The sequence below is a fragment of the Arthrobacter sp. MDT2-34-1 genome (assembly GCF_059091365.1).
Window position 1 is genome coordinate 195,790 of record NZ_JBNHGO010000003.1, and the last position, 23,814, is coordinate 219,603.

Annotated in this window: 19 protein-coding genes, 1 tRNA gene and 1 other RNA gene; 10 read left to right on the forward strand and 11 right to left on the reverse strand. The window is 68.8% G+C overall.

The genetic code is table 11. The features are described from left to right. Positions 1–294: 294 nt before the first annotated feature. On the forward strand, positions 295–3,456 hold the full coding sequence (locus tag AC5RVV_RS14310) for a S8 family peptidase (protein WP_494002060.1): 3,162 nt from the start codon (positions 295–297) through the stop codon (positions 3,454–3,456). Between the two features lie 113 nt (positions 3,457–3,569). Here the strand turns inward: AC5RVV_RS14310 and AC5RVV_RS14315 are convergent, their stop codons facing one another. After that, positions 3,570–4,031 carry a MarR family winged helix-turn-helix transcriptional regulator gene (locus AC5RVV_RS14315; RefSeq protein WP_494002061.1) on the reverse strand — a complete coding sequence of 154 codons (462 nt, stop codon included), beginning with the start codon at positions 4,029–4,031 and terminating at the stop codon, positions 3,570–3,572. Positions 4,032–4,126: 95 nt separating this feature from the next. On the opposite strand from AC5RVV_RS14315, the gene AC5RVV_RS14320 reads away from it, so the two are divergent. Both AC5RVV_RS14320 and AC5RVV_RS14325 read left to right on the forward strand, forming a co-directional pair. Continuing rightward, on the forward strand, positions 4,127–4,339 hold the full coding sequence (locus tag AC5RVV_RS14320; RefSeq protein ID WP_494002062.1) for a hypothetical protein: 213 nt from the start codon (positions 4,127–4,129) through the stop codon (positions 4,337–4,339). A 74-nt stretch (positions 4,340–4,413) separates the two neighbouring features. Next, entirely contained in the window at positions 4,414–4,626 is a 213-nt protein-coding gene (locus AC5RVV_RS14325; protein WP_494002063.1) for a hypothetical protein, read from the forward strand. 166 nt (positions 4,627–4,792) lie between these two features. Here AC5RVV_RS14325 and AC5RVV_RS14330 read toward each other — a convergent pair whose 3' ends face one another. The 5 genes from AC5RVV_RS14330 to AC5RVV_RS14350 form a co-directional block, all read right to left on the reverse strand. After that, entirely contained in the window at positions 4,793–6,082 is a 1,290-nt protein-coding gene (locus AC5RVV_RS14330; RefSeq protein ID WP_494002064.1) for an aspartate kinase, read from the reverse strand. A 241-nt stretch (positions 6,083–6,323) separates the two neighbouring features. Beyond that, positions 6,324–6,920: a recombination mediator RecR gene (recR, locus tag AC5RVV_RS14335; RefSeq protein ID WP_494002065.1), complete on the reverse strand. Its 597-nt coding sequence runs from the start codon at positions 6,918–6,920 to the stop codon at positions 6,324–6,326. 24 nt (positions 6,921–6,944) lie between these two features. Then, positions 6,945–10,628, reverse strand: a complete 3,684-nt coding sequence (locus tag AC5RVV_RS14340; protein ID WP_494002066.1) for a DNA polymerase III subunit gamma and tau — start codon at positions 10,626–10,628, stop codon at positions 6,945–6,947. A 69-nt stretch (positions 10,629–10,697) separates the two neighbouring features. Beyond that, positions 10,698–10,793, reverse strand: an RNA gene (gene ffs / locus AC5RVV_RS14345) — signal recognition particle sRNA small type. Positions 10,794–10,839: 46 nt separating this feature from the next. Further along, a complete protein-coding gene (locus AC5RVV_RS14350) occupies positions 10,840–11,853 on the reverse strand; it encodes a prenyltransferase/squalene oxidase repeat-containing protein (protein WP_494002067.1) in 1,014 nt (337 codons plus the stop codon). A gap of 383 nt (positions 11,854–12,236) precedes the next feature. Here AC5RVV_RS14350 and AC5RVV_RS14355 point away from each other — a divergent pair. Further along, positions 12,237–12,324, forward strand: a tRNA-Ser gene (locus AC5RVV_RS14355). Positions 12,325–12,645: 321 nt separating this feature from the next. Here the strand turns inward: AC5RVV_RS14355 and AC5RVV_RS14360 are convergent. The 3 genes from AC5RVV_RS14360 to AC5RVV_RS14370 form a co-directional block, all read right to left on the reverse strand. Further along, positions 12,646–13,560 carry an oxygenase MpaB family protein gene (locus AC5RVV_RS14360; RefSeq protein ID WP_494002068.1) on the reverse strand — a complete coding sequence of 305 codons (915 nt, stop codon included), beginning with the start codon at positions 13,558–13,560 and terminating at the stop codon, positions 12,646–12,648. A 186-nt stretch (positions 13,561–13,746) separates the two neighbouring features. Next, on the reverse strand, positions 13,747–14,778 hold the full coding sequence (locus AC5RVV_RS14365; RefSeq protein WP_494002069.1) for an isopenicillin N synthase family dioxygenase: 1,032 nt from the start codon (positions 14,776–14,778) through the stop codon (positions 13,747–13,749). A gap of 160 nt (positions 14,779–14,938) precedes the next feature. After that, positions 14,939–15,850, reverse strand: a complete 912-nt coding sequence (locus tag AC5RVV_RS14370) for a Cof-type HAD-IIB family hydrolase (protein WP_494002070.1) — start codon at positions 15,848–15,850, stop codon at positions 14,939–14,941. A gap of 112 nt (positions 15,851–15,962) precedes the next feature. On the opposite strand from AC5RVV_RS14370, the gene AC5RVV_RS14375 reads away from it, so the two are divergent. From AC5RVV_RS14375 to AC5RVV_RS14395, 5 genes are all read left to right on the forward strand, one after another. Further along, positions 15,963–16,679: a hypothetical protein gene (locus tag AC5RVV_RS14375; protein WP_494002071.1), complete on the forward strand. Its 717-nt coding sequence runs from the start codon at positions 15,963–15,965 to the stop codon at positions 16,677–16,679. A gap of 109 nt (positions 16,680–16,788) precedes the next feature. After that, the gene (locus tag AC5RVV_RS14380; RefSeq protein WP_494002072.1) at positions 16,789–18,210 is read left to right on the forward strand and encodes a multicopper oxidase domain-containing protein; all 1,422 of its coding nucleotides are present in this window, start codon (positions 16,789–16,791) and stop codon (positions 18,208–18,210) included. Next, positions 18,210–19,712 (forward strand): multicopper oxidase domain-containing protein, encoded by a 1,503-nt coding sequence (locus AC5RVV_RS14385; RefSeq protein WP_494002073.1) that lies wholly within the window; start codon positions 18,210–18,212, stop codon positions 19,710–19,712. Before AC5RVV_RS14380 ends, AC5RVV_RS14385 begins: the two co-directional genes overlap by 1 nt. Before the next feature lie 139 nt (positions 19,713–19,851). Continuing rightward, positions 19,852–20,151: a type II toxin-antitoxin system VapB family antitoxin gene (locus AC5RVV_RS14390; RefSeq protein ID WP_493977152.1), complete on the forward strand. Its 300-nt coding sequence runs from the start codon at positions 19,852–19,854 to the stop codon at positions 20,149–20,151. Continuing rightward, positions 20,144–20,821 (forward strand): LytR C-terminal domain-containing protein, encoded by a 678-nt coding sequence (locus tag AC5RVV_RS14395; protein ID WP_494002074.1) that lies wholly within the window; start codon positions 20,144–20,146, stop codon positions 20,819–20,821. The genes AC5RVV_RS14390 and AC5RVV_RS14395 overlap by 8 nt, the downstream gene beginning before the upstream one ends. Before the next feature lie 142 nt (positions 20,822–20,963). Here the strand turns inward: AC5RVV_RS14395 and AC5RVV_RS14400 are convergent, their stop codons facing one another. Continuing rightward, positions 20,964–22,154, reverse strand: coding sequence for an MFS transporter (locus tag AC5RVV_RS14400; protein WP_494002075.1), 1,191 nt, complete (start codon positions 22,152–22,154; stop codon positions 20,964–20,966). Between the two features lie 246 nt (positions 22,155–22,400). Between AC5RVV_RS14400 and AC5RVV_RS14405 the strand changes: the two genes are divergently transcribed. Then, positions 22,401–23,042: a dihydrofolate reductase family protein gene (locus AC5RVV_RS14405; protein WP_494002076.1), complete on the forward strand. Its 642-nt coding sequence runs from the start codon at positions 22,401–22,403 to the stop codon at positions 23,040–23,042. A gap of 67 nt (positions 23,043–23,109) precedes the next feature. Here AC5RVV_RS14405 and AC5RVV_RS14410 read toward each other — a convergent pair whose 3' ends face one another. Further along, a complete protein-coding gene (locus tag AC5RVV_RS14410) occupies positions 23,110–23,814 on the reverse strand; it encodes a DsbA family oxidoreductase (RefSeq protein WP_494002077.1) in 705 nt (234 codons plus the stop codon).

Sequence of the window (23,814 nt, forward strand, 5' to 3'; positions counted from 1 at the left end):
CAGATTGGCACCCGGCTTATAGCACCGCCGGCCCCGGCAGGGAAGTACGCGCAGGGAATTTCCGCGGCGGCGCACCCAAGAAGGGTGAAACGGTTCTTTCAGACCTTCCGGTGCGGTACTTTGATCCCACAGACGCACCAATGTGGCTGTTGTCACAGATGGGGATGGGGCCGGCCTCGCACGCCGGGGAAATCCAATACCCTGCGGCCGCACGGCCTGCAGGATAGGCATTCGGCTGCGTCTGCGGGCCGACCAAAGCGGTCGCGCCCACCGGATGAAAGGCATTTCCTTCTCATGACACAGCAAAGCAGCAGCTTTGTGCACCGGCAGGGATTGCGCTCTGCCGCGGCACTCGCACTGGGGATACCGCTGATCCTCTCCGGGCTCGCCGGCCCGGCGGCGGCCGCACCCGCCGACCTCGCCCGCACCATCACATCGAATCCGGACGGGCAGCAGGCCGTCTACGAGGACGGCCGCTACATCGTGATGCTCTCCGGCGATCCGCTGGCCACCTATGAGGGCGGCGTGTCCGGCATCGCGGCAACGAAGCCCGCGCCGGGCGAAAAGCTGAATGGAAACAGCGCCCACGCCAAGAAGTACCGGGCACACCTGCAGGAGCAGCAGAACGACGTCGCCGCCTCCCAGGGCGTCAAGATCGGGAAGAGCTTCACGACGGCGGTGAACGGCTTCGCGGCGGAGCTGACCGGGCTGCAGGCGGCCGAGCTGGCCAAAAAGCCGGGCGTGGCGGCGGTAGCTCCGGACGAGCAGCACCACCCGGACTACTCCAGCACCGATTTCCTGGACCTGCCCGGCGGCAACGGCGTCTGGGCCGAACAGTATGGCGGCGCACAGAACGCCGGCAAGGGAACCGTGGTCGGCGTGATCGACACCGGCTACTACCCGGACAGCGACTTCCTGGCTGGCGAGGAGGTCAAGCCGCTGACCGGCAAGGCCAAGGTCGGCGAACCCTACCTGACGCCGGACGGCAAGATCGCCATGCTCAAGGCAGACGGCAGCACCTTCCTGGGCGAATGCCAGCCGGGCCAGGAAGGCTCCGGCTTCGACGGCACCGAATGCAACTCCAAGGTGCTCAGCGCCCGCTACTACGCCGACGACTTCCTGGCCTATGTGCCGCCGGAAGACCGGCATCCGCAGGAGTCCATCTCCCCGCTGGACATCGCCAGCCACGGCACCCACACCGCCACCACGGCCGCCGGCAACAGCGGCGTGACGCAGACCGTTGACGGCCGCGACTTCGGCACCGGCAACGGCGTGGCTCCCGCCGCCAAGGTGGCCGTCTACAAGATCTGCTGGGAGGACAACGACGACGCCACCGGCGGCTGCTACACCTCGGCCTCCGTGTCCGCGATCGAGCAGGCCATCCTCGACGGCGTCGACGTGCTGAACTACTCCATCTCCGGCAACAACAACTCCGTCCTGGACCCGGTGTCGGTGGCGTTCCTGAGCGCGGCCGAGGTGGGCGTTTTCGTTTCCGCCTCCGCCGGCAACGCGGGTCCGGCTCCCGCCACCGTCAACCACAGCGCGCCCTGGGTGACCACTGTGGCCGCCAGCACGTTCTCCAACGAACTGCAGGGCACCGTGGAACTCTCGGACGGCACCAAGTACCGCGGCACGTCCATCATGAACCGCGAGGTTCCGCAGACCGCGCTGATCCTTTCCGCGCAGGCCGGTGCGGCCGGCGCCACCGGTGACGAAGCACGCTTGTGCTACCCCGGCAAGCTTGATCCGGCCAAGGTCGAAGGCAGGATCGTCATCTGCGACCGCGGCGTGATCGCCCGCGCGGACAAATCGGTCGCCGTCGAGCAGGCCGGCGGTGTCGGCATGGTGCTCGTCAACGTGACCCCCGGGTCGCTCGACCTGGACCTGCATGCCGTCCCCACCGTGCACATCGACGACCCGTCCATCAAGGACAAGGTCGCCGCGGACCCGTCGCTGACCGCGGCGCTGCGCGACCGTGACACCACGGGGCTGCCGCAGAGCCCGGTCCCGCAGGTTGCCGAGTTCTCCTCGCGCGGTCCGTCCACGGCGGTGGACTCGAACCTGCTGAAGCCGGACGTCGCGGCCCCCGGCGTGAACGTCCTCGCCGGAGTTTCCCCGGTGGTTGGCGGCGAGACCAGCGGCTTCATGTCCGGCACCTCGATGGCCGCGCCGCACGTAGCCGGCCTCGGCGCGCTGCTGCTGGCCAAGAACCCCAAGTGGTCCCCGGCCACCGTGAAGTCGGCGATGATGACCACCGCCGGCGACCTCGTCACGGAGGACGGCTCGGTGAACGAAGACCGCTTCGCCACCGGCGCCGGCCACGTGGATACCGCCCGGATGGGCGATCCCGGCCTGGCCTACGATGCCGATATCAACGACTGGCTCGGATTCATCCAGGGCACAGGCCTGGATCTGGGCCTGAAGAAGCGGGACACCGTCGAGTCCAAGGACATCAACGTGCCGTCGTTTGCCCTCGGGAAGCTGGCCGGCAAGGTCACCGTGGAGCGCACGCTCACCGCCCTGAAGCCCGGCACCTACTCGGCGGACGTGGACCTGCCGGGCGTGAACGTGAAGGTCTCGCCCGCCAAGCTGACCTTCAAGAAGGCCGGCCAGGAACGCACGTTCAAGGTCACCTTCGAGAACGCGGCTGCCCCGCTGGATCAGTTCACCATGGGTGAGCTGGTCTGGACGGAAGAGGGCAAGGGCGCCGGCGGGCAGCACTCGGTTGCGTCGCCCATCGCCGTCCGGCCGGTCACCGCGGTGGCCCCTGCCAGCGTGGCGTTCGCTTCCGACGGCGGCGACGGCACCGGCACGATCGAGGTCACCTCGGGCACCAACTCGCCGATCGACCTCGCGGTCGAGGGCCTGGCCAAGGCCAACGCCACCGCGGTGGAGAAGGTCCCCGGCCAGCCCGCCGTGATCGGTTCCAACGGCAGCACCGGATACGCGCCGCAGGCGGTCCCGGCAGGAGCCACGCTGGCGCAGTTCTCCATCACCGCGGCCGACCCGGGGGCGGACTGGGATCTGTATGTCTACACCCCCGCGGGTACCGTGATCTCGGCGGCCACGGCGTCGGCGAGCGAGTCCCTGGCCATCAACAATCCGGCCCCGGGCACCTACTACGCCATCGCGCACCTGTACAGCAGCCCGGACGGCAAGGCCAGCAAGGGGACCATCGACACGGTGGCGCTGAGCGGTGACGCCGGCAACCTGGCGGTCAGCCCGGATCCGCTGCAGTTGGCCAACGGCGAGACCGGCACGGTGACCGCCGCCTGGTCCGGCCTGGCGGCCGGCAGCTGGGTAGGTCTGGTCAAGTTCGGCGACGGCGCGGCCACGGCGGTGACGGTCAACGTCTCCGGCAACGGCGCCACGGCGCAGGCGCCGGCAGCTGAAGGTACGGCCGTGATAGTCGACGGCAGTGCCTCGGAGCAGCCCGGGCAGCGCTCCGGCCGCTAACGGCGCCGGCGGCCCCGGCCGCTGACAGCACCTGAACAAGCGGGAGGGTGGCCGGTGGATACAACCACCGGCCACCCTCCCGCCGGATCTTCCGGCGGCTCCGTGCGTTGTCGCTAGTCCTTGGCTTCCCGTGCGGCCTTGATCAGCGCATGCATCGAGGCGTTCAGTTCGCGCAACTGCTCGCGTTCAAGCCCCAGGCGCGCCAGCATGGTTCCAGGCACGGCCAGTGCCTCCTCCCGCAGCGCCTGGCCGGCAGCGGTCAGCCCCACGGCCAGCGCCCGCTCGTTGCCTTCCACCCGCTCCCGGGTCACCAGGCCGGCCTGCTCCAGCCGCTTGAGCATGGGGGACAGGGTGGCGGGTTCCTGCTGCAGCGCCTCGGACAGGTCCTTAACCATCCGCGGGCTCTGCTCCCAGAGGGCGAGCATCATCAGGTATTGCGGATGCGTGAGGCCCAGCTTCTCCAGCACCGGCTTGTAGGAGGCCACCACGCTGCGCGACGCCACCGACAGCGCGAAGCACAACTGGTGCTCCAGCAGCAGATCGTCCGTCGTCCCCGCTGTGGCTGTCACGGCCATCACCATCCATCAGTTCGTGCGCTAATTGTTCGTGCCTTATTATGGGGTTGCATGCCCACCAGAGTCCACCGGGCACCGGAAGAAGGATCACGCCCATGACCGAGAAGAAGTCCCGCGTCAACGCGTTCATGCGGGCGACCGGCAAGTTCCGCATCGTCTTCGGCCCGGCCCAGAAAAGCGGCGTCGACCATCCCATGACCGAGGAGAACAAGGCGCTGCTCCAGCAGCGCGAGGCCGAAGCGTCGCAGTGGGAAACGGTCACCCGGGCGGACGGCAGCACCTACATCGTGCCGAAGAAGCCGGCCTAGCCCCGCCCTGTTCTTCCGTACCGGGCCTCGTTAAACTGATGCCACGGATTCTTCTGAGCAAGAAGGTGATTCAGATGGCTGGAAATCGGCGTTTCATGGACCGCTTCATGCGAGCCACGGAGAAGGCGGCGAAGGTCTGGGGCCCTGCCGATCGCATCGAAGCCGACACCCCGGTGGTGCACCGGCACGACGCGGCGGAGAAAGCGGCGGAGGAACAACTGGCCGAGATCGAAGTGGAGCGCGGTCCCGGCCACGCCTACGCCTACCGCAAGCCGCGCAAGGCCTGACACGCGACGAGGCCGCGCAAGGCCCGGCACATGACCAGGCCGCGCAAGGCTGGTACGCGATGAGGCCGCGCAAGGTACGCCTACCGCAAGCCGCGCAAGGCCTGACACACGAAGAGGGGCTGCCAGCCAACTGCTGACAGCCCCTCTCCGGTTCCGCCCCGCGGCGTCAGCGGCCGGTGCCGCCGTAGACCGTGGCTTCCTCATCGGTGTCCAGGTCGAATGCCGCGTGGACAGCGCGGACCGCGGTGTCCAGCAGATCGGCGTGTGTGACAATCGAGATGCGGATCTCGGAGGTGGAGATCATGTCCACGTTCACGCCGGCCTTGTGCAGGGCTTCGAAGAACTTGTAGGAGACGCCGGGGTTGGAGCGCATGCCCGCGCCGATCAGCGAGAGCTTGCCGACATTTTCGTTGTAGAGAATGCCCTCGAAGCCCACCACGTCCTGGGCCGCGTTGAGTGCCTCCAGGGCTTCCTTGCCCTCCACCATGGGCAGCGTGAAGGAGATGTCCGTCTTGCCGGTCCCGCGGGTGGAGATGTTCTGCACGATCATGTCGATGTTCGAGTGCGCGCCGGCGACGATACCGAAGATTTCCGCGGCCTTGCCGGGGATGTCGGGCACGCCCAGGATGGTGACCTTGGCTTCGGAGCGGTCGTGGGCAACGCCGGAGATGATGGGCTGTTCCAAGGGTTCTCCCTCTTGAATCTTGATCTTGTCGTCGGGGTTGGGCAGTACCCAGGTTCCCTCGTTCGTGCTGAAGGACGAGCGCACGTGCAGCTTCACGCCGAAGCGGCGGGCGTACTCGACGCAGCGCAGGTGCAGGATCTTGGAGCCGGAGGCCGCCATTTCCAGCATCTCCTCGCTGGAGATGGCGTCGATCTTGCGGGCGGTGTGCACCACCCGCGGATCGGCGGTGTAGATGCCGTCCACGTCAGTGTAGATCTCGCAGACGTCGGCGCCCAGGGCCGCCGCCAGCGCCACCGCGGTGGTGTCCGAACCGCCGCGGCCCAGCGTGGTGATGTCGTTGCTCTCCCGGCTGATGCCTTGGAAGCCGGCGACAATGGCGATCTCGCCCTTTTCGATGGTCGTCATCACCCGGTGCGGCGAGACGTCGATAATCCGCGCCCTGCCGTGGATGGCGTCGGTGACCATGCCGGCCTGGCTGCCGGTGAAGGACTGGGCCCTGGAGCCGAATTCCTGGATGGCCATGGCCAGCAGCGACATCGAGATGCGTTCGCCGGCGGACAACAGCATGTCCATTTCGCGGGCACTGCTGCTGCTGGAGGAGACCTGGTTGGCCAGATCCAGCAGTTCGTCGGTGGTGTCTCCCATGGCGGACACGACGACGACAACCTGGTTGCCGGCGGCCTGGGTGTCGACCACGCGTTGTGCCACGCGTTTGATCCCCTCCGCGTCCGATACTGAGGAACCGCCAAACTTCTGCACTATCAGGCTCATGTGTTCTCTAAACAACTCCTGGGTTGGGGCCCGGACCGCGGCCGCCAGGGCGCGCATGCGGGCTCATGGATTTGCTGCCACGCATCCCGGCTGCGCACCGCGCGGCAACCGCCATTCTAGCGCCGTAGTGGTTAGGGCGGAGAATGGGGCGGGCAGTATGACCGGCCAGGGTAATAACGACGACGGTGCCTGGCCTGCGTCCGACTCGCGCGACGCACCGCGTGGCTGGGCCGCCGCTTTGCTACGTGAGCATGCGGCGGCCTTCGAAGGCGCGGCCCAGTGTAACTTCGTCCGCGTACTCGAGGTCGCCTCCCACCGGCAGGCCGGACGCCAATCGGCTGACGGGAATGCCGATGGTCTTGAGCATGCGGCCCAGATAGGTCGCCGTCGCCTCGCCTTCAAGGTTCGGATCGGTGGCGATGATGATTTCCTCGATCTGTCCGTCCGAGAGGCGGCCGAGCAACTCGCGGATGCGCAGTTGCTCCGGACCCACGCCGCCAATTGGATTGATGGCGCCGCCGAGCACGTGGTAGCGGCCCTTGAAGGACCGGGTGCGCTCAATCGCGATGACGTCCTTGGACTCTTCCACCACGCAGATGGCCGTCGGATCCCGGCGCGGGTCGCGGCAGATGTTGCAGGTGTCCTGTTCGGAGACGTTCCCGCAGATGGAGCAGAACTTCACCCGCTCCTTGACGTGGGTGACGGCGTCAACGAGCCGCTTCATGTCGGCCGGATCGGACTCCAAGATGTGGAACGCGATGCGTTGGGCGGACTTCGGGCCGATTCCAGGCAAGCGGCCGAGCTCGTCGATCAGCTCCTGGACAGCACCTTCGTACACTGAACCTTCAATCTCCGCGGGCGGTTAGGAACCGTCGAGGCTTCGTTCCTCGATCAGGCGTCCGCCGAGGAGCCTTTCAATGGCAGCGCGGCCCACCAGTCCGGAATCTTCGATGGCCTCGTCGTCTTCGCTGGGGATGTCCTCGACGTACTTCAAGTTTAGGTCACGGGCTGCCGGGGACGGCGCCGCGGCGGCCGATGTCGCCCGTGTGGCCTTCGCCTGGTCCAGCAACTGCTGGTAGCGGCTGCGCTTTTGCCCAGGCATCTGCCGGTCCGGCGTCGTTTCCCATTCCTCGGCGGGTGGTTCGTCGTTCGCGTACGGGATGTCGTCGTACGGAGAAGCCTGTGCCGGGGCGGAGGGGGCGGGAGTGCTTGGTGGTGCCGACAGGGCGCCGGCGGGCTGGCTGTTCGGTGGGGCGGCAGCCCCGGGGATTCCCCCTGCTGGAGAGGCAGGAGCTGCTGGACCTGTTGGAGCTGCGGGTGCTGTGGGGGCGGGGGCGGGGAAGCCGGCCAGCCCCGAGCCGGAGTGGTTCGAGGCCGATGGCGCACCGGCTGCCACGGGGACAGCGGTGGGAGCCCCCGGGGCGGCCATCCGCTCGGCCAGCTTCGCAAACACCGGCTTCTCCCCGGGCAGGGCAGGCGGCCGCTGGCCGTTGCCGGAGGCGCTGTTCGGCGATTCGGCCGACGGCGCTGACGCTGCGGTGGCCCCGGAGAAGCCGCTGGGGGCTGATGCCCCCGACGCGGCGGAGGTAGCGCTGGGTGCCGAGGGGCTAGAGCCCGCGGACATGCCGCTTGGGGCTGAGGCGGCGGTGGGCGCCGAGAGGCTTGAGCCCGCGGACATGCCGCTTGGGGCCGAAGCGGCGGTGGGAGCCGAGAGGCTTGAGTCCGCGGAGGGACTGCTGTGGGCCGAGGCGGCGGTGGCCGCCGACATCCCGCTTGCGGCTGAAAGGCCGGTGGACGCGGAGACCCCGCTGGGGGCAGACGGACCGGAAACAGCCGAGGCAGGGGATACACCGGATCCCCCCGACATCGCAGAACCACCGGACAAGCCGGACGTTGCGGAGCCAGTCGACATCTCCGACCCGGCCGGGTCGGCCGGCATCGCCGGTGCAGCCGAAGACGGAGAAGGCGCCGAGCCCGAGCCAGCCATCCCGGCTGCGGCCTGTGCCGACTGCCGATGATCAGATTGCCCAACAACCTGTCCTGAAACCGGCGCGGGCGCACCTACCGCAGCGGTGTTGGCGGACCAACCTCCGTCTGCCGGCTGCGGCCGGCTAGTAGGTACTTTTGGGTTTGACTCACCCGCTGTCACCGACGCGTCTTCGACGGTTTGTATCTGCAGGTCGATGCCGAGCACTTGCTGGATGGCCTGGCGCACGTTGTCCGCGTGGTCGCCGTTGTTGAAGTTGGTGGCGGACCCCTGGTTCTTGAAGCCGAGCGTCAGCGCCGTGCCGTCGAGGCTGAGCGGCGAGGCATTCGTGCTGACGTTCATCCACGTCACCTTGCGGATGCCGCTGAGCGTGGTCAGGATCTCCGGCCAGGCGCGGCGGATCATCTCGATCTGCCCGGACGCCTGGGGGCCGGACTGGCCCTGACGAGGAGCGTGCGCCGGCGGTGCGGCCTGTTCCGGACGCGCCGGAGCCTGTTGTCCCGGGGTCGGTGCCTGTGGTGCAACCGGTTCCGGTCGGGCCGGCGGCTGGGCCGGGGCCGGGGCCTGCGCCTGTGGTGTCACCGGTTCCGGGCGGGCCGGAGCCTGCGGTGCTGCCGGTGCCTGCGGATACGAGCCGGGCTGCCGCGCCGGCTGGCCCTGTGCCTGCGGCTGCTCGTTGGCTGCCGCTGCCGGCACTGCCGTATTCCGGGGAGATTGAGCCGGCTGGCCCGATCCACGGGCGTGGTCTCCGGCCGGCGGGGCGGGGCGCCGGGCTTCGGGTGTCGGAGCCGGCTCCGGCATGGCGCCCCAGGTGCCACCCCAGTCGGCCGCGCTTTCGCCGGAGGAGCCGGCAGCAGCGTTCTGCTGGCCGGCCGCATCGGAGGGGACCTGCACGCCGGCGTCCTGCCTGCCGCCGTCCCGCGGATTCCCGAACACCGACGACGGGACGGTCGGACGGCTGGAATCCTTGGCGGATGCCGGAGCGGAAGGCGGCTGGGCGGGAGACGCTTGAGTTTGGGTGCCGGCCTCGGCTGCGGCCGCGGTGCCGGTCCCATCCGGAGATCCGGAAGTCCCCGCCGCCGCAGGTGCCGTACCCCCGGAGGCAGCGGGAGCTCCGCCGTCGTGCTGTTGGGCAGGCTGGCCTGAAGTTTGGGAGTTGTTGGCGGCGGGGGAGGCGGGACCCTGCTGGTCTTCGCGGGGCCAGTCGGTGGTGCTCACCCGCGGGGGAGTGAGGCGCTCGGCGTCCGGGCGGGCGGGCTCGGCCTTCTGCGCGTTGGCTCCCCGGAGCGCGGCGCGCGCGGCTTCGGGCCCGGAGAGCGGGGGCTCTGCGGCGGCGTGCACGGCGGGCGCCTGCGCCTGGCCGGCTGCCGGTGCGGAAACCGGGGCCCCGCCGTAGCTGAGCCGGCGCTCGATCCGGTCCACCCGAGCCGCGACGCCCTGCTCGCCCTGGTCGGCGGCGGGCAGCAGGATCCGCGCGCACAGCAGTTCAAGGTGCAGGCGCGGGGAGGTGGCGCCGGTCATCTCGGTCAGCGCCTGGTTGGTGATGTCCGCGGCCCGGGAGAGCTCGGACGCGCCCAGCTGGTTGGCCTGGGTCTGCATCCGGGCGATCTGGTCTTCCGGGACGCCGCGCAGGATCGCCTGGGCGCTTTCCGGCATGGCGCGCACGATGATCAGGTCGCGGAAGCGCTCGAGCAAATCCTCGACGAAGCGGCGCGGATCGTGGCCGGTCTGCACCACGCGGTCCACTGCGCTGAACACGGTGGACGCGTCGCCCGCGGCGAAGGCGTCGACGACGTCGTCCAGCAGGGAGGCGTGCGTGTAGCCGAGCAAGGAAACGGCCAGTTCATAGTCCAGCCCGTCGGGTCCGGCGCCTGCCATCAGTTGGTCCAGCACGGAGAGCGAGTCGCGGACCGAACCGCCGCCCGCCCGGATCACGAGCGAGAGGACGCCCGGAGCAACCGGAACGTTCTCCTGCCGGCACAGAAGTTCCAGGTACTGCATCAGCGGTTCCGGCGGGACCAGCCGGAAAGGATAGTGGTGGGTCCGGGAGCGGATGGTGCCGATGACCTTGTCCGGCTCGGTGGTGGCGAAGATGAACTTGATGTGTTCCGGCGGCTCTTCGACGATCTTGAGCAGGGCGTTGAAGCCGGCCGACGTGACCATGTGGGCCTCGTCGATGATGAAGATCTTGTAGCGGTCGCGCACCGGGGCGAAGGTGGCCCGCTCGCGCAGGTCGCGGGCGTCGTCCACGCCGCCGTGGGATGCGGCGTCGATCTCGATGACGTCGAGGCTGCCGGGTCCGCCGCGGCCGAGCTCGACGCAGGAGTCGCAGGTGCCGCAAGGGGTGGGGGTGGGGCCCTCCGCGCAGTTCAGGCAGCGGGCCAGGATGCGGGCCGAGGTGGTCTTGCCGCAGCCGCGCGGGCCGGAGAACAGGTACGCGTGGTTGACGCGGTTCTTCTGCAGCGCCGCCATCAGCGGATGGGTGACGTGTTCCTGCCCGATAACGTCCGCGAAAGTGTCCGGGCGGTAGCGACGGTAAAGGGCTGTACTCACGATCAAACCCTATCGGTTGAAACTGGGCCGGTGCACGCCGGAGCGGCCGGGCTGGGGATAGGCAGCATGGGGGTAAGTAAAGACCCCTCATGCACCTGACAGAGCCCGCTTACCCTTGCTACCTTCCGGTCCTGGGGGAGTTCACAGGATGACACCGCATGAGGGGCCGACGAACAGTCTACCTGACGTCGGACGGCGGCCCGAAATCAGGCGCCCGTCACCCGCCGGGGGTCGTCGGGGAGCCGGCGGCGGAGTCGGGAACGGGGTCGGGAGCATCCCACCAGCGCAGCACGCGGGAGCACCGCAGCGTGGCCCAGCGGCCGATGTCCTCTGCCGTCCAGCGGAACCACATCCGCCCCGGATACGGGCGGTACCCGCCCCAGTTGCCCGGGCTGCGCCGTCCGTGGGCCACTACATTGATGGCGGGCGACATCCGGTCATCGTGCGGGCAGCCCTCGGCCCGAAAGTACTCGAGGCCGCGCAGGATGTCGTAGTGCCACTGCGGCGGGAACCGGAACTGGGACAGCGAAGGATGCGCCACGGCCCCGGTCCGGTGTGACCGGTAGAGCGAATGCATCAGCAGGAATTCGCGGCCGCGTGCCTCGGCGACCTCCACCTTGATCGCACCGCCGCTGTGCCGGTAGGCAGCCAGCGCCTCCAACGTGCTGATGGTGGTGTGGAACGAGGCGTGCTTGGTCGGTGAGCTGTGGGGCTCGCAGTTCCAACCGCCGTCGTCCAGTTCCTCGGCCAGCAGCCACGACACTGCCTTGTCGATCCGTGGATCGCCGCCGAGTCGCTGGCCCAGCTCGGAGCCGACCAGCACAGCCATGGCCGTGACGCAGTTCTCGGCCCGGTCCTGGTGCCGGCCGTAGGTCAGCCCGCCGTCGAAGTACTCTGCCCCGTCCAGCAGCCTCCGACAGCCGGCCACGGCCTGCGGGTGCCCCGGGGCGAGTCCGAGCCAATGCAGCAGCAGCAGGGTGAACATGGTGGAGGTCCATTTGGGGTTGTAGAGGCCGCCGCCCCAGCTGCCGTCCGAATCCTGCGCCTCGAGCAGCAGGGCACCCCAGCCGGAGTCGGCGATTTGGGCTTGCGCGGCCGCCACTTCGCCTCCGGGCGCGTCGCAGAGATCACGCAGGGTCTGGAACCGGATTGACGCATCCCCGGCCAGCAGCCAGTCCACAATGCGTGCCGGTGGCACGCTGCCTACCGCTGACTCTGTACCGGTGGCCATGTTGTTTAGTCCCCTTAGAAAAGGGGCTGCCCCCAGCCCCTCACCTCACCCATGGCGTAAGTTTGCCACTGCCGGTCGCAGCCTTCCAGAGCTAAACGGCGGTGTTACCCGCGCGGTCTCGGATTCGATTTTTGGGCCCGTACAGAAGGGGTGGCGGCCGTCTCTGGAGGAGGCCAGGTCGCCCAACCTCAGGCCCCTTAGAGGCTTGGGTTGAGGTACATGGACTCCCGAATTCGGCTCCCTGGATTCCCGCGCCCCGGCCCCCTTGGAGTCCTCGGCCCCAGCTTTCTGGACTCCCGCGCCCACTTTCCTGCACTCCTGCCGATTCGGCACATGGGGCCGCTTTCGGGTACTCTGGTATCTGCTCTTGTGAGCAAGCATCTGGAGGATTCGCCTAGCGGCCTATGGCGCACGCCTGGAACGCGTGTTGGGTTCACGCCCTCGGGGGTTCAAATCCCCCATCCTCCGCCAGACCCAGCGGCCCCGATCTGCACTGCAGACCGGGGCCGCTGGCGTTGAAGCGCAAGGCCGATTATAAAGGCGCAGCGCCATGCCGGTCGGTCGCGAAGGCGCAGCGCGCGGGCGGTCGCGAAGGCGCAGCGCACGGCCGGTCGCGAGGCGCAGCGCACGGCCGGACGAGGGGTTCTTACCGGCTAACCAGCCGCGGATCGGTCAGCATCTGCCCATGTATAGCCCTAACTTCCCACGTTTCGGAGAACCCAAAAGCCCCTGGCCTGCGGGTCTGTTCAAGGGCCCGTTTGAAACATGGGAAGTTATTATCAGGGTCCTCCGTCAGGCCTGCTGCCCGAGCCGGGCGAGGCGGCGGCGCGCCGCGGCTTCGCTCGGCCCGGTCTTGCTCAGCCCCAGCCGGACGACGCTTAGGACGAGCCGGGTGGCGGGCTTGATGAGGACCCGCAGCGGCAGGGGAGTGGTCGGGCGCAGCCCCAGCAGGCGGCGGTGCTCCTCGGGAAGCGTTTCGACGGCGGCGGCGAACAGGATGCGGTAACCCAGCCGTTGCGAGCGGGGCAGCGGGGGCCGCCTGACAAACGCGACCGTCTCCTCCATGGTGGGCGACGCGGCTAGCTCCGGGGCGAAGCCGGCCAGTTGGGCGCGCAGTTCCGCATAAGTGCGGGGCGGGTCCGAGACCTGCATGAGCTCGCCGGCCTTGGCCCATTCGGCCACATAGCGGTCCGGACCACCCGGAAACCGTCGGCAGTAGGCAAGGTGCGCGGTGACGAAGGCGTCCGTGAAGGTCAGGTGCACCCACCGCAACAGGTGGGGGTCGTTGGCAAAGTACGGTTGCTGTCCGCCGGCCGAGTCGGTGTAGGTTCCGCGGACGCGTTCATGGAGGCGCAACACATGGTCGCAGGCGGAGCGGGCCGCCGCGGTGTCGCCGTAAGTGACGGTGAAAATCCACCGGATGGTATTGGCCAGGCGCCGCAGCGGATCATCCCGGTAGGCGGAGAAGTCATGCACGCCGGCCAGCGCGCCGGGATGCAGCGTCTGGGTAAGCAGCGAACGGATGCCGGCAACCAGAGTATGCATCGAGCCGTGAACCGCCCAGACGGCCGAATCGGGCGCGAAATAGCCCGCGTCGTCGCCTTTCTCCAAGTCCAGCTCCCACTGCGGGATCGTGTCGCTCTGCCCGGAAAATGTGCCCCGCAGTTCTTCGCGCCAGCGGGTCAGGATGTTGCCCACACAGCCCATTATGGGCGAGCGCGAACGGGCGCGCACCGGGTGGGCAGAGCCCGCACCGAGAAGAATGGGTTGTGCGACGCCGAGCGCCGCACACACCATGGGAAACATCAGCCGGCGGCCCGGAACCGGCGGCCCGGAGTCTTGGGGCCCGGAATTGGCGGGCCGGAGCCCCAGCCCCCCGGCGACCTGCCGCGCCTACTTCTTGGCGAGCAGCTCCGGATAGAACTTCTCGGTCACGTCCGGGTGGGCGCGCAGCCGGCCCTTGAGCATGTTGGCGCCGAAGCTGGAGAGCATCGGATTGGTCGGGTCGTCGGTGCGGCCGCGGGACTCGGCCTTGAGCTCGTCCGGCAGCGGGACCGGGTCGATCACGGCATCCAGGCGCGGCGACCAGAAGAACGGCACCGAGTAGCGGTCCACGCCGGGCGGCGGAGCCTGCACGCGGTGGACGGTGGCGGTGATGTAGCCGTCAGTGGCGACCTCGAGCATTTCGCCCAGGTTCACCACCAGGGCACCCTCGATCGGCTCGACCGGCAGCCACTCATCGGACTCCGGCGGCCGCACCTCGAGCCCGCCCACCATGTCCTGCAGCAGCAGGGTGACGAAGCCGTAGTCGGCGTGCACGCCCACGCCCTGGTCGCCGGCTTCCTCCACCACGCCGCCCACGTAGTGCACCAGCTTGCCCATCCAGTGCGGGGTGCCGGCGAACGGCTCGTCGAAGTAGTCTTCCGGCAGGCCCAGCCCGACGCCGATGGCCGAGAGCAGGTCATGGCCCACCGTGGACATCAGCTCGGCCCAGGCCATGGCCTTCTCGCGCAGGTCGGGCTGCACGGCATCCGGCCACTGGTTCGGGCCGCGCAGCAGCCAGTACTTCTGGTCCTCGGGGTAGTCGGCCACCGGCTCGCTCTCGGGCGAGTAGTCCAGCTGCTCGCGGGCATCGGCGCGGCCCTGGGTCCGCTCGGTGCCCATGCGGGTGTAGCCGCGGAACTGCGGGGAGTTTCGGTTGTCCAGCTTCAGCCGCTCTTCCAGCGGCAGGTCAAAGAAGCGCTTCATCGCGTCGAAGAGCTCCGCTACCTGGCCCTCGGCGGCGCCGTAACCGGTGATCTGGAAGAACCCGACGCGGTGCGCGGCGTCGCGCAACTGGTCGATGAAGACCGGGTTGAAGCTGCCGTCCGCAAGGCGGGCGGTGCTCATGTCGAGTACTGGAATGCTCCCCTGAAGTGCGTTCATGGAAGGCAGACTAGCATCGGGCCCGGAGTCAATTGTTACGGACGTTACGTTTTGCTGCGGCGGCACAGTTTCGCTTGACTCGCGGCCGGAATCGGCGTGGAATGCGCCCCGTATTTCGCCGTGTTACGGCTTGACGGCGGGACCGCCAACGCGGGAAGCCCTACAACGTCTGCGCGATCGCCGCCCACGTCCGCAGGAACGCGGCGCCGGCCTCTTCGTGCACGGCCTTTGGGAAGCCCAGGTGCGCCGCGGTCAGAACCGGGTACGGCTTCTGCGGGACCCCGTCGTCGGGGCGGACGTCCACGTGCAGCACCGCATGCCCGTTGTGGTGCAGCAGGTCGGACATCGCGTAGTCGGTGCGCGAATCGCCCATCGTCCGCCACGCGTGCGGCACCACGCCGTCCGCGGCCAGCATTTCCAGCGCCCGCTCGGCGCCCAGGTCCTTGCCCAGCTGCACCGACTCGATGTCGGTGGCGATGATGTTCGGGTCCACCCGGTAATCAATCTGGTCGTCGCTGTCCGGCAGGTGCTGATCCAGGCGCGTGGCACCCATGCCGAATCTGGACATCAAAGCCAGCACCTCGGCGTCGAACTTTTCCTGCACCTGGCGGTACTCCCGGTTTTCCGTCCCCACCACCTGCTCCACGGAGACCATGGCGCGCTTGGTTTCGTCGAAGAACATGTGGCTTGAATAGCCGGAGCGGACCAGCTCGCGCACCTCGGCGGCGAACTCCTGCGGCGGAGCCAGCGCATGGTCCACATGGATCGTGCCCGGGCCGGCCGCCGTGAAGCTGAACCAGACGGCGCCCTTTTCGCACACCGCATAGCAGCGCACCTCCGGCGGCATCCCGGCGGCCAGCATCGGCTCCATCACCTGCTCTTTGATGAACTGGTCCGACCGTCCGGTGTTGAACACGATCGGCCAGCCGCGTTTGGCCATCACGAGCAGTGAGTGGATGATCTCCGCCGGCACGGTCCGGGTCACCGTCGATGAAAGCGGGCCGTCGACGTCCAGCAGCAGGCCGATGGGCGGCTGCTCCGGGCGGGCAGGGAGACCGGCTGTGAGGCTCATGGTCCCAGTATGACGGGGTGGCACGGCCGTTCGCATCCCACCAGTTTTTCCCAAGCCCGCCCGGCAAGGATGGGTGCCTACAGGTTTGGGGGAGCGGGAAAGCGGTAAGGCAATGACGACGCTCTATGGGGATAGCGCGGTCGTGCCGGGGCCGGACAGCAGCGCGAGCCTGCCGTCCGGTCTCTCGCGGCGTGTTTTTGGGGTACTTGTTGGGGCCGGCATCGCCGGCGTGGCGGGAGGCGCGGGCCTGCTCACGGCCAGCCACCTGCAGGCCGGCACGGTCGGGTCGGGAGGCGTGCAGACGTCGTTCGGGAGCGTGCGGCTGGTGTCCGCGGAGCGCCAGCATCGGTTGGCGTACGACGGCGGTGTCCCCGCCACGGGCGCGGAGACCTCCGCTGCGGCGGGGCCGCCTACGGGCGGCGGGGCGGAAGGCCGGGGGAGTGCCGCGGGTGGATCCGGGCACGCCGGCCACGGCCCGATCATGGCGGTGGCGCCACAACCGGCGAACATGACGTGGGGCGACCACCTGCTGGTGGAGCTGGAGGTGCAGAACGCTTCGGAGGACGCGGTGCTGTTCGCCCCCGGGCAGCTGCGGCTGAGGGTCGGCGACGGCGGTCCGACGGTGACCAACCGGGACTCCGGGGAGGCCGTGGCGCTGGCAGCTTGGAGTGCCGAGCGCTTCTGGATCAGCTTCCTGGTGCCGGCCGACTCGCAGCGCTTGTCGGCGGAGTTTACGGATCCGTGGCTGCACGCGGCGCCGCTGCGGCTCGAACTGCCGCGGGTGGCGCTCAGGCCCGGCTGGCTGGACGAGGGCGGACATCATGGCTGAGCACGTGCCGGAGCCGGACCACGGCCGCACGATGAGCGCAGCCTCGAGTAGTTCTGCGTCAGGCAGCGCTGCCTCGGATGGGACCGGCACCGAAGGCGCGCAGCCCCGGATGCCAAAGAATTCCCAGGAGACAGCCGGCGTCGGGCGCTGGAACTTCCTGAGATACGGGGCCGCCGCCGGGCTCGGCGCGCTGGCCCTGGGCGGACTGGGCGGCGCGGCATCGGCCCAGGCGACCGTGGCTGGGCGGAGGAGCCCCGCCCGGGCCGTCGCCACCGGGGCGCGGCCCTCCGCCGTCGTGCCCGTCCCCGGCGTGCTGGACCTCTACATCAACGAGGGCTACCTGAAGATGGTGGACGACTCGCTGGTTTACCACCGCGGTTTCGGCGACCGGCCCACCGGCCTGCGGGACGCCTCGCCGAGCCTGGCCGTGGCGCCCGAGGTGTTTACCGCCGACGGGCGGCTGGTGGAGTCGCGGAGCTATCCGCTGGGGGCGGCGCTGCCGCCGCGCGGCACTCCGCAGCCGTACGGCCCGGACCCGGCGAACCCCGGGCAGTACTTCATCCGGCGCAACTACTGGGCCAGCTACTTCCCCGCGCGCACGATCATCGCGGAGGTGGGTTCGACGCTCCGCTTCCGGGTGCACAACCGGCTGGCCAGGGACCATGAGTTTGTCCTGCACGACGTCGGACCAGGCCACGAGGACGCGCGGACCGGTCCGATTGCGCCGGGCGGGAGGGCACTGCTGGAGCTGCCGTGCCCGCCGGCCGGCTCGTATATCTACAGCGACCCGACCAACGCGCCGGTCGAGCGGACCCTCGGGCTCTTCGGCGCGCTCTTGGTGATGGATCCCGGGCACCAGTGGGACATCACGCCCGGCCGGGCCAGCTTCGAACGGCAGTGGGTGTGGATCTGCCACGCGGTGGAGTCGAACTGGGCGGCCATCGAGGCCGCCGGCGGCACCGTCGACCCGCTGCAGACCAAGGCGGTGCCGCGGTACTTCACGCTCAACGGGCGCAGCGGCTACGAGTCGCTGGCCATGACCCGGAACGAGGCGCTCAACGTGGCCAGCGACGAGGAAACCCTGGTCTCCGGGTATCCGCGGCAGCTCGATGTGCGCCAGTTCGGCGAAGGCACCACGGCCGGCACCCTCCGCGGCGGCCAGCTGGTGCGGCTGATCAACCCCGGAATCGTGTACCACCAGATCCACTTCCACGGGAACCACCTGTGGACCGTGCGGCGGAACAACTACCACTGGCCGCGGCGCGAGGGGTACGTGGACAAGCAGGGCCACGTGGTGCTGCAGCAGTGGGAGGACGTGGTGGAGCTGCAACCGATGGACCGAAAGGACTGCATCATCCCGGTCAAGCGGCCGCCGGATGCCCTCGATCCGGTCTGGTACGCCCGGACCACCGACTGGGAGTACCCGATGCACTGCCACGCCGAGCCCTCGCAAACTGCCGCCGGCGGCCTGTATCCGGGCGGGCTGGTGGCTCACTGGAACTTGAAGGCACCGCTTCCCGGGGAGGGATGATGAGCAACCCGAGAGTGCCCCTGCGCTCCGACAGCCGCACGGCCGCGAAACGTGCCGAAGAGCAACGCAAGCGGGCCGAGGCCGAGCGCAAGCAGGAGGAAGCTGCCCGTCGGCGCGAGGAGGACCGGAAAAAGGGCAAGAAGAAGGACGACGACGACCGCACGGGCGGGGGCGGGGCCAAGCCCACGGCGACACCGAAGCCTACGGCGACGCCGCGACCGAGCGCGACGGCGGTGCCCACGGCTGAACCGACCGCCTCGCCCACCGGCACTCCCACCGCCGCACCGACGCCGTCCCCCACGGGCGAGCCCACGGAGGCACCGACGTCGTCCCCCACCGGGGAACCCACCCAACCCGCGCAGCCGACGCCGAGCCCGAGCCCCACTGACGACGACGGCCGCCCGCGCCACCGCTTTCGGAGCCAGGTCGACTTCAGCTCCGACCAGTTGGATCTGGACCGCCCGGTCACGGAATTCCGGCAGACGCCGCATTCGTCCGTCTACCTGGAGGTCTTCAACCGGGACCTGCGCTTCGACGACGGCGCAGTGTTCGAGATGTGGAGCTTCGACTCGCGGGAGTCGGGCCGCGGTTTTCCCGGCCCATTGATCCGGCCGTTGGAAGGGCAGATCTTCCACGCCACCGTGCATCCCTCGATGGGGCCGCACACCATCCACTGGCACGGGCTGGAACCCGACCCGCGCAACGACGGGGTCGGCCATACGTCCTTCGAGATCGGCGGCACGTACACCTACCAGTGGGCGCCGGAGCCGGGCCGGCCCGGAGATCCCAACTACGGCGCGGCCGGCACCTACTTCTACCACTGCCACGTCAACACCGTGCTGCACGCGCAGATGGGAATGTTCGGCCCCGTGATCGTGGATCCGGTGGTGCACCCCGACTACCCGGTGACGCCGGGAGCGCGGCGGGCGTTCGTGGACGGGCCGGAGTACGACGTCGACACCGAGTCCATTCTGATCCCGTATTCGCTGGATCCGCGCTGGCACGAAATGCACCATGCGGCCGGGCTCTCCGGCGAAGACGTGGGGCTGAACCGGTTCGAGCCCAAGCACTTCTACCTGATGGGCGGCGAGCTGGTTCGCCGGCGCTCCGGCGACAACCGGATGTGGAGCTTGTCGGCGCTGCGGGCCAACGTGGCCGGCGGCGAGAAGAAGCCGACGCTGCTGCGCATCCTGAACGCCAACTACCTTCCCAACCGCATGTACTTCACGGCCATGGACGGGGAGCCGGTGCGGATGGCCGAGCTGATCGCGCACGACGGACGGCCGTTCCGTGACACCTCCGTACCGGGGGCGCCTTCACCGACCTGCCGGGAGGCCGGATACCCGCTCATGACCGACGTGCTGGCCTTCGGCGCGGCCGAGCGGTACGACGTGATGCTGCACCCGCCGGAGCGGGGGGAGTACCGGCTGCGGGTCGAGTGGGAAGACTGGATCACCGGCGAGACCGTGGGCACCCGCGAAGTGCCCATCACCGCGGCCTGACAGGCGGGAGACGGCGGCCTGCAGCAGGCAGCAATAGCCCCGACACGAGCGGCAAACGGACAGTAACCTTTTGGCCACGGGTCCGCGGCACGCTGTGGCGCGCGTTTCCTTCGCGGGCCGACTTCCTTAGGCTGGGTTCGTGATCTTCAAAGCCGTGGGCGACAGCCGCCCCTACCCCGAACATGGCCACGTCAGCCCCAAGGATTGGGCCGAGGTGCCGCCGCGCCAAGTGCGCCTGGACGAGCTGATCACCACCAAGTCGACGCTCAACCTCGATGCCCTGCTGGCCGAGGACTCCACGTTCTTCGGGGATTTGTTCCCGCACGTGGTGCAGTGGCAGGGGAACCTTTATCTGGAAGACGGACTGCACCGCGCGGTCCGCACGGCGCTTCACCAAAGGGCCGTGCTGCATGCCCGGGTCCTGGTGGTCGATGACTGAACCCAGCATCCCGCCGCCACCCCGACGCAAGCCCAAGCAGATACTGAGCTGGCAGGGCCAGCGCGTCATCACCGAAGAGGATCTGGACCGCGTCTTCGTCGAGGACGGCAATGTGGAGAAGCCGCACAGTTACCAGCGGCGGATCCTGCATGGGGTGGTGTTGGTGCTGCTGGTCGGCCTGGTCATCGCCGCGGCGCTCGCGGCCCTGGCCGTCGCCCGCGGCGACCTGAAGGTTCCCGGCTGGGGCCCGCCGCCGCCCCTGGAAGCGGTCACCTGCCCGACCGGCACCTACGACTACCCGGACAACGGTTCGTTCCGGCTCAACGTCTACAACGGCACGCAGCTGGAGGGCCTGGGCAGCAAGGTGGCCGCGGCGTTGTCCGACCGCGGTTACGACATCGGTTCCGTCGGCAACAAGACCTTGAGCGTCTACGGGATGAGCGCCGTCGTCGTGTCAGGCAAGGCCGGCGAAGCCAACGCCTTCAATCTCCAACGGAATATTCCTGACTCGGAATACGTGGCCGACGACCGCGCCGATGACAGCGTGGACGTGGTGGTGGGCGCCGGCTACAAGGAACTCGTCCCGGCAAACCGGGTGGACCAGACGCCGGGGACGCTGAGCTGCCCGCGGCTGTCGCCCACCCCCAGCGAACCAGCGGAGCAGGAGTAGCGCTTCCAGCACGACGTCGGTGCCTGGCCAAGGCGAGTACCGCACCGTCGGCGACACGCAGCTCCCGCCGTGCCGCCCGCCCTCACCGCCGCGACGTCAGGCCCGCGGCACCGTTCTGCGGTACCGCCGCCGCGCTGCGCCCCTAGGCGCCGACGGCGCCGGCGGCACCCTTCCAACGGCCGTGCACGAAGAAGTAGAGCAGGGTGGTCAGCACCATCACCACGGCCAGCAGGGCGTACATGCCCGGGTAGTCGAGAACCGGAACCAGCGTGCCCAGGAGGATGGGGCCAAGCCCGGAACCGAGGTCGAGCGCCAGGAAGAAGGTGGACGTGGCCGTGCCAATGCGCATGGCCGGCGACACCTTCACCGCAATCGCCTGGGCGCCGGACATGATGGTGCCGAAGCCGATGCCGCTGAAAATCGCCGAGCCGATGATGGTCAGGAGGCTGGGGTCCGGGATCAGCAGCGCCAACCCCAGCACGAAGGAGATCAGGGTGGGGTACATGACGCTGTTGTCGCCGCGGCGGTCCTGGATCCGGCCGGCGAACAGGCGGGAGACCAGCACCGCCCCCGCGTAGACCAGGAAGAAGACGCTGGCCGCGGAGGTGGAGCCCCGCGACTCCGCGTAGGAGGTCAGGAAGATCAGGATGCCGGAGTAGGAAGTCCCGGCCAGCAGGATGATGCAGGAGATGGGCAGGGCCGCCGTCTCGAAAATATCGCTCAGGCTCATCCGGAACCGACCGGATCGCTTCACGGCCGGCAGTTCCGGCACCCGCAGGAACAGGGCCACCACCAGGGCAACCACGGAGGCGGCGGCGCAGAAGTAAAACATCGCGTCGTAGTTGCCCAGCCCCGCCAGCAGCACGCCCACGAAGGGACCCACCGCGGTCGAGAGCGTGGTGGACAGGCCAAAGTACCCGGTTCCCTCGCCGCGCCGGGTGTGGGGGATGAGGGTTTGCGCCGAGGCAGCCACCGCGGTGGTGCCCGCGCCGAAGGCCATGCCGTGCACGATGCGGAGCACCAGCAGCCAGGTCAGCGAACCGGTGGGAATGTACAGCAGCGAGGCGGCCACGAACACGGCCATGGTCGCCAGGATCATCTTCCGGCGGCCGACGACGTCCAGCAGCCGGCCGGCGAAGATCCGCGCAATGACCGAACCGAGCACGAACGCGCTGGACGTGAAACCGGCGGCGGTGTCGGATGCCTGGAAGCGGTCCACGGCGTAGAGCGCCATCGTGGTCATCAGCATGTAGAAGACCAGGGAGATGAACAGGTTGACGACGATGGCCAGAATAAAGTTCTTGGTCCACAGCCTCGTCGGTTGCTGATTCATCCCGCTATCGGTCCTCTCAATCGGGCCGAAGCGTCGGCCGGCCAATCAGTACATGCGCTGCACACGCGGATGGAACCGCAGGGTGCAGCCAGGGTGCTTCGCCGGTCGCCCAAGGGGACAGCGACCGCCACAGTTCAGGGAAGCGGACCTTCGCTCCGGGCGCTTGGGCGCCCGGAACACCCTCAACAACCTATCGCTTCGGGAGTAACATGTCGGCCAAGCGCCGGGCAGAGCGAGGAGCGTGCGATGGGCGAGACAACTGCGCAGGCGCGATCTGCGAACCTGATGGTGGACCTGATCATCTCGCTGGACGGCTATGCCTCGGCCGTGGGCTGGCCCGGCTGGTGGGGGCTGGAGGGCCCGGAGTATCTGGCCTGGCTCGAGCAGGAGGGGGAGAAGGACTACACCTTCCTCCTGGGCGCGAACACCTACCGGCTGATGTCGGGCATGTCCGAGCAGGCCGCGGCCGGGTCTTCGGAATTCTCCGAAGATGAGGGCGCCAGCCTGACCGGCCTCGCCGCCGTGCCCAAGGTCGTCTTCTCCTCCACGCTGCAGGCGCCGCTGACCTGGCCGAACTCGGAACTGGTCACCGGGAATGCCGTCGAGGCCGTGGCTGAGATGAAACGCACCGGGACCGGGCAGCTCAGCACCCTCGGCAGCCTCAGCCTGTGCCGGTCGCTGCTGACCGCGGGCCTCGTGGACCGGTTCCGGCTGGTCATCTTCCCCGTCATCACGGGCCGCACCGGCCGGGAACGGATCTACGACGGCTACCCGGACGTCGCGCTCGAGATGGTGGACAGCAGGACCTTCGACGGTCGGCTCCAGCTGCTCGAGTACGTCCCCACCGTGCTCGACGGCCCGCCCGGCAGCGCGCAAGGCACAAGATAAGGCATAGGACACAAGAAAACCGGCGGGCCGCTTCGGGAAGCAGCCCGCCGGTTCCGGTCCGGTTCGGTCAGTTGCAGCCGTCGGGGCCGCACACCGCGCCGTCGTCGGTCTTCGACTGCGGCAGCACGGTCAGCGGGCTGCGCTCGTTCCACGCCTGCCGAATCGCCTGCGCGAACGCCTCGGCCGGCTGCGCCCCGGAAATCCCGTACTTGCGGTCCAGCACGAAGAACGGCACCCCGTTCACGCCGAGCGCGCGGGCCTCGGCGATGTCGGCACGGACCTCCGCGGCAAAGCGGTCGCCCGCCAGCGTCTCGCGGATCTCCGTCTCGGGAATGCCCAGTTCGACGCCGATGCCCACCAGATACTCGGCGTCGCCAATGTCTTTGCCCTGCTCGAAATGGCCGGACAGCAGGGCTTCCTTGGCCTGGTCCATCACGCCGTGCTCCTTGGCCAGGTGCAGGAAGCGGTGCGCCGTGAAGCTGTTGGCCACCACCACGGAGTCGAAGTCGTAGTTCAACCCTTCGCCCGCGGCCTGCGCCGTGACGTGCCCGAACATCTGCTTGACCTGGTCCTGCGGCATGCCCTTCATCCGGGACAAGTACTCGGTCTCGGTGCCGTCATAGTGTTCCGGCAGGGTGGGGTCGAGCTGGTAGCTGCGCCATTCGACGTCGATCTGGTCCTTGTGTTCGAAGCCCTCCAGGGCCGTCTCGAAGCGGCGCTTGCCGATGAAGCACCAGGGGCAGGCAATGTCGGACCAGATCTCAATCTTCAT